Genomic DNA, 803 nt, shown 5'->3' with positions numbered 1-803 from the left:
CCTACCCGCCCCTTCCCGAAACTGAGGGCTTCGCCCCCAGACCCCCGCATCCGAACTTCGTTCGGATATGTCCTCAATCGCCGGACGGGCTGATGTTGGACCGAGGGTTCAGCAGCTCCTCCAGCTGCTCACGCGTCGGCAGCCGTTCCGGGATCGTGACCTTGCCCGTGCGGACGAAAACGAAGGCCGCCGTGACCGTTTCCAGCGGGATCTCGTGCTGCTCGGACCAGGCGAGGCGGTAGATCGCCAGCTGGAGGGGGTCGGCGGTGCCGCCGTGGCCCGTTTTCCAGTCGACGATCTCGTACGTGATGCCGTCGGCGGTCTGCGTGCGGTAGACCGCGTCGATCCGGCCGCGGATCACCCGGCCCGCGAGCGCCAGCTGGAAGGGCGCCTCGATCGCGTACGGGGTGCGGTGGGCGTATGCCGTGCGTTCGAAGGCGTCCTTGAGGGCCGCGAGGTCGTGTTCGTCGGCGATCTCGGCGTCGCCGCCGGGCAGTTCGTCCGGGTCCAGGAGAGGGAGTTCGAGCGCCTCGAAGCGGGATTCGACCCAGGCGTGGAACCGGGTGCCGCGCCGGGCCGCCGGCGCCGGCGGCCGTGGCATCGGGCGGGCCAGCTCGCGGGCCAGACCGTCGGGGTCGGTGGACAGGCGCAGCACCTGCGAGGCGCTGAGCGAGGCGGGCAGCGGCACGTCGTGCGAGGCGCGGCGCGAGCGCTGCAGCTCGGTGGCGAGCGCTTCGAGATCGCGGTCCCAGGAGGCGACGGTGCGCAGGTCCTCGGGGGTACGGGGCTGTCTCTTATACACA

General features: G+C 71.1%; 1 protein-coding gene. It reads right to left on the bottom strand.

Annotation, left to right across the window (positions count from 1 at the left end; genetic code table 11):
* Positions 1–73: 73 nt before the first annotated feature.
* On the bottom strand, positions 74–803 hold a 730-nt coding region (locus tag G6045_RS40720; protein ID WP_165337276.1), incomplete at its 5' end, for a PD-(D/E)XK nuclease family protein.

Source organism: Streptomyces mesophilus, from assembly GCF_011044995.1.
Taxonomy (GTDB): Bacteria; Actinomycetota; Actinomycetes; order Streptomycetales; family Streptomycetaceae; genus Streptomyces; species Streptomyces mesophilus.
Note: the sequence above shows the minus strand (reverse complement) of the source record. Positions and strands in the feature narration are given on the sequence as shown.